The sequence below is a fragment of the Methylibium sp. genome (assembly GCF_013817345.1).
Lineage (GTDB): Bacteria > Pseudomonadota > Gammaproteobacteria > Burkholderiales > Burkholderiaceae_C > Methylibium.
This window is the reverse complement of the sequence record NZ_JACDCW010000175.1, coordinates 1-4,523: the sequence shown is the minus strand read 5'-3', so window position 1 is coordinate 4,523 and position 4,523 is coordinate 1. Positions and strand designations below refer to the sequence as shown.

Annotated in this window: 6 protein-coding genes; all 6 read right to left on the bottom strand. The window is 70.2% G+C overall.

Annotation, left to right across the window (positions count from 1 at the left end; translation table 11 throughout):
• Positions 1-161 (bottom strand): methylene-tetrahydromethanopterin dehydrogenase N-terminal domain-containing protein (locus tag H0W40_RS19360; RefSeq protein ID WP_292449479.1); only part of this gene is annotated, 161 nt, incomplete at its 3' end.
• 78 nt (positions 162-239) lie between these two features.
• A complete protein-coding gene (locus tag H0W40_RS19355; RefSeq protein WP_292449477.1) occupies positions 240-1,265 on the bottom strand; it encodes a beta-ribofuranosylaminobenzene 5'-phosphate synthase family protein in 1,026 nt (341 codons plus the stop codon).
• Between the two features lie 133 nt (positions 1,266-1,398).
• Entirely contained in the window at positions 1,399-2,229 is an 831-nt protein-coding gene (locus tag H0W40_RS19350; protein ID WP_292449475.1) for an urease accessory protein UreD, read from the bottom strand.
• Positions 2,230-2,345: 116 nt separating this feature from the next.
• Positions 2,346-3,293: a heme o synthase gene (cyoE, locus tag H0W40_RS19345; protein ID WP_292449474.1), complete on the bottom strand. Its 948-nt coding sequence runs from the start codon at positions 3,291-3,293 to the stop codon at positions 2,346-2,348.
• Positions 3,242-3,574: a cytochrome C oxidase subunit IV family protein gene (locus tag H0W40_RS19340; RefSeq protein WP_292449472.1), complete on the bottom strand. Its 333-nt coding sequence runs from the start codon at positions 3,572-3,574 to the stop codon at positions 3,242-3,244. The genes cyoE and H0W40_RS19340 overlap by 52 nt, the downstream gene beginning before the upstream one ends.
• An 8-nt stretch (positions 3,575-3,582) precedes the next feature.
• On the bottom strand, positions 3,583-4,254 hold the full coding sequence (locus H0W40_RS19335; RefSeq protein WP_292449471.1) for a heme-copper oxidase subunit III family protein: 672 nt from the start codon (positions 4,252-4,254) through the stop codon (positions 3,583-3,585).
• Positions 4,255-4,523: the final 269 nt, after the last annotated feature.

The window sequence follows — 4,523 nt, the reverse complement described above, 5'->3', positions numbered from 1 at the left end:
CGCGAGAAGATCGCATCCTGCGTGAGGCCGGCCACGCCGTCGAGCGTGACCTCGCTGTAGCTGGGCAGCATCTGGTAGCCGGCATCGGCTGCCATGTTGATGTCGAACGGGCTCATCTGCTTGCCCGGCGTGAACATGTGGAGGATGTAGGGGCGGTCCATGGCAATGGTCTCGGTGGATGTCGCTGAAAAAGGTATGTGTACCGCAGGCGGCGGTGGCGGATGCGTTGTGGTGTGCTGCTATGACGGCGGCGCGCCGGCATCGACGACCGCACCGTGGTTGCGGGCGGCGACGATGAGCGTGTGCAAGGCGGGGTCGACCGCGCCGGCTGCGCGCGCCGCGTCGAGCAAGGCTTGCGCCTCGATGCCGGAAGGCAGGATGGCGAAGCCGGTCGGTCCCCAGGAGCTCTGACCAGTGGCCGCCGTGCCGTGGCCGGCGATCCAATCGCAGGCTCGCGCGACCGCCGGGCTGGCATAGCCACTGCCGCCCTGCGCCGGCGCGAAGTGGCAGCCGACGAGTTGCTGCACGCGGCTCACGCCTGCTGCGAAGCTGGTGAAGTCGGCCGTGGCCGCGCCCGGCAGCACGCGCATCAGCACTTCATGGCAAACCGCGGCAGCGTCTTCGCGCGCGAACGGCGGCAAGGCCGACAGCGCGGCCTTCTCGTCGGTGCCGCTCAGGCCGCGCCGGGCGGGGTCGAGCAGCAGCAGCACGCGCCACTCGGCGGGCACGTCGAAGCGCGCCAGCAGCGGCGCGGGCGTGCCGTCTTCCCCGGGGCCGCCGTCGAGCAGCAGTCCGCCGTGGTCGAACCCTGCGATGCCCACGCCCGAGCGCAGACCGCGACCGAGCAGGCGGGCGATTTCGGCGGTGGCGAGCGACAGGCCGTGCAAGGCGGCGAAGGCCCGGCCGATGGCCAGCGCCAGTTGCGTGCCCGAGCCGAAGCCAGCATGGGCGGGCAGCACCTGGGCGAGATGCAGGTGTACCGGCGCTCGGGAGCCGGTGGCGCGCTGCAGGTCAGCGAGGTGTTCGCGCGCGCGCCCCAGTTCGGCCTGCGCGGCGGCGCCCTCGGCGCTCATGCGCGGCTCGTCGCCGCGTTGCAGTTCGACCACCGTCTCGAAGCCGTCGATCACCAGGCCCAGGCTGCCGAAGCGGCGGCCGAGCGAGGCGGACGGGTCGAGGAAGCCGAGATGCAGGCGGCCGGGCGCACTGACGCGGACGCGGCGGTTCGGGCGGGTGGGAGCAGGCGAGGCAGGCGGCATGGCGAGCATGGTCGGTGCTTTGAATGCAAGCCCCGTTCCCGCGCTCAATGCCGTGCCTGCGGCGGAGCTGTCAACGCCGGTGCTGCGCGTGACGCGGAGATTGTGTCGAAGCCAGCACAGTGTGTCATGCCCGCACCGGCCCTCAGGTCCGCCACACACGGGGCGAGCCGGCGCTAAGTCCCCAGGCTTGTTCACGCCAGCGCTCCCGCACCGCGGTGAGCAGCGTCCACGCCGGTTCGACGTTCGGCGCGAGCACGCGCAGCACGATCACCCGCTCGTGCGGCGCGGTGCAGCCGCTGGTGGCGGCCAATGCGTGGCCGGTGCAGACCGCGCGCGTCGCGTCGAGCAGCGACTCGGTCCGTTTGCCGCCGATCGGCCCGCCGCCGGCAAACCACATCGTCGCCATCACGGGATATCCGGCCCAGCCGAGCGGCGAGTCGAGCAACTGCGGCGTCGCGCCGTCCACCGTGCCGCGCTCCAGCCACACGCCCGGCAGCTCGATGTGCTGCGTGATGCGGCCGCGATCGAAGGGCGCGTCGCTGGCCGGCAGGCCGAGGGCGAGCAGATCCCAGCCGATCATCTCGGCGCCCGGCGTCAGCTCGAAGCGCATGCGGTTCTCGGCCAGCGCGCCGGCGTGGCAGATCGTCTCCAGCGGCAGCCACTCGAGACGCGCGTTCGGTGCGAGCCGTGCCCACACGCTCTGCAAGGCCGGCTCGCCGGCGCTGCGGTAAAACCGCGTGGCCCCCGGCGTGGTGACGAGCCCGTGCGCCTGCTCCTCCACCGCGAGATCGATGACGAGTTCATCGCCACCGGCGATGCCCCCGGGCGGGTGCACGAGCACGCCGTGGCAAATGCCCGGTCCTTCGGGATGCAGGCTTTTCAGCAGCCGCAGCGGGCCGCTGTGGCGGTGCAGGGCGACGCTGCGTTCGCCGTCGCGGCGGAAGGTGAGATTGAGCCGTCCTTGCCAGGCCATCGGGATGCGCGAGTCGAGGTCGGCTAAGTATCGCCGCGCACCGTGCCGCGGCGATGGACGCCATGCCGCAACGCGTCGATTGTCTTCAGCACACGGCTGAGCAGCCGCGGTCGAAATCAGCCGGTCGGCACGATCAGATAGTGGTCGGCGAGCAGCAGAACGAACAGGCCGAACAGCGTGCTGATCGAGCAGTGGAAGGTCGGCATGGCCCAGCGCTCGTCGCGCCGCAGCCGCCATGCGAAACCCACGAAGCGTGCGCCCAGCAGCACGGCGCCCGCAAGGTAGAGCCCGCCGCTCAGGCCGATCAAGTACGGCAGCAGGCTGACGGCCCAGAACGCGATGGCATAGGCCAGGATGCGCGAAGACGTGAATGCGACCCCGTGGGTCACCGGCAGCATCGGCACCTCGGCACGCGCATAGTCCGCGCGGCGATGGATCGCCAGGGGCCAGAAGTGAGGGGGCGTCCAGATGAAGATCATCAGGAACAGCAGCAGCGCGCCGGCATCGATCTGCCCGGTCACCGCCACCCAGCCCAGCAGCGGTGGGGCCGCACCGGCTGCCCCTCCGATGACGATGTTCTGCGGCGTGCGGTGCTTCAGGAGCACGCTGTAGACCACCGCATAGCCAAGCAGCGAGGCCAGCGTCAGCAGCGTGCAGAGCAGGTTGGTGAACGTCAGAAGCAGCGCCGTTCCAGCCGTCGCCAGCAGCGCGGCGAAGGCGGCGACTTCGGGCACGCCGAGCACGCCGCGCGGCATCGGCCGGGCACGGGTGCGGGCCATCAGGCCGTCGATGCGACGATCGACCAGGTGGTTGACCGCTGCCGCAGCCGCGGCGAGCGAGGCGATGCCAAGGCTGCCGAAGACCAGCACCCGCCACGGCACCGCCGCATGGGTCGACAGCAGCATGCCGGCCACGGCAGTGAACATCATGAGGGCGACGACCCGCGGCTTGGTCAGCGCGGCGTACTCACGCCAGCGCGGCCGCGCAAGCGGCGGCGCGAGCGCGGCGGCGGCTAGCGGAAGAACAGCAGCCGCGTCAGGAAGGTGTAGTCGGCTTCGGCCCACATCAACCCCACCAGGACGAGGAGCGCCAGTGGCGGCAGCACGATGGCGCACACCAGCGCCATCCGCTCCCAGGCCATGTGCATGAACACGGCGACGATTAACCCCGCCTTGAGCAGCATGAAGACCAGGATCAGGCCCCAGCGCATGAGGCCCTGGAACTGGAAGTAGTCGACCAGATAGGACAGCGTGCTCAGCACGAACAGCAGCCCCCAGATCTTGAGGTACAGGCCGATGGGGTGCTGCTGGCCGGTGGCGGCGGAGGATGCAGAGGAGGGCGTCATGAATCACCTCACCACAGATAGAACAGCGCGAAGATGAAGACCCACACCAGGTCGACGAAGTGCCAGTACAGGCCGGCGATCTCGACGATCTGGTAGTTGCCGCTTTGCTCGTAGTCGCCGCGCCGCACCTTGAGCGCCACGATCAGCAGATAGACCACCCCGGCCGACACGTGCAGCCCGTGAAAGCCGGTGATCATGAAAAAGGTCGAGCCGAACTGCGCCGCGCCCATCGGGTTGCTCCACGGGCGCACGCCTTCCGAGATGAGCTTGGTCCACTCGAAGGCCTGCATGCCGACGAACAGCACGCCGAGCCCCGCCGTTGCGAAAAGCAGCGCAGCGGCGTTGCGCCGGTCGCGACGGTAGGCGCAGTTGACCGCCATGGCCATCGTGCCGCTGCTGGTGATGAGCACGAAGGTCATGATGGCGATCAGCAGCAGCGGCACGCTGGTGGCGCCGACCTGCAGCGCGAACACCTCGCTCGTGTTGGGCCAGGCCACCGTGGTCGAGGCGCGCACCGTCATGTAGCCGGTGAGGAAGCTGCCGAAGACGAAGGTGTCCGACAGCAGGAAGATCCACATCATCGCCTTGCCCCAGGCGACGTTGCTGAACGCCTCGCGGTCGGCGGACCAGTCCGTGACGAAGCCGCGCCAGCCGCCTTGGGTCGTGGTGGTGGTAGTCATGTCGGTTGCTCCGGCGTGCGGTGCGAACGTTCGGTGGGGGGCAAAGCCGTGGGCGGGTGTCCGGCGGCGCGCCGGTGCGGCGGTCGGCCCTGCGGGCCGACTGCGCTGCGCTGCTCGGGCTTGCGGGCCGTCGCGCAACTCGCTTCGTTCGCTGCGCTCACTGCGCTCAAACAGGCGCGACGAGTCAGTTGACGAAGCGCGCTGCGCGCGCCGCCCGCAAACCCTGCGCTGCTCGCCGCCGCACAGGCGCGCCGCCGGACACCCGCCCA

What these genes read in the sequence shown, in the direction of transcription:
- H0W40_RS19355 (WP_292449477.1), bottom strand. Translation starts at nt 1,265, where the DNA reads ATGCTCGCCATGCCGCCTGCCTCGCCTGCTCCCACCCGCCCGAACCGC.
- H0W40_RS19335 (WP_292449471.1), bottom strand. Translation starts at nt 4,254, where the DNA reads ATGACTACCACCACCACGACCCAAGGCGGCTGGCGCGGCTTCGTCACG.
- H0W40_RS19340 (WP_292449472.1), bottom strand. Translation starts at nt 3,574, where the DNA reads ATGACGCCCTCCTCTGCATCCTCCGCCGCCACCGGCCAGCAGCACCCC.
- H0W40_RS19350 (WP_292449475.1), bottom strand. Translation starts at nt 2,229, where the DNA reads ATGGCCTGGCAAGGACGGCTCAATCTCACCTTCCGCCGCGACGGCGAA.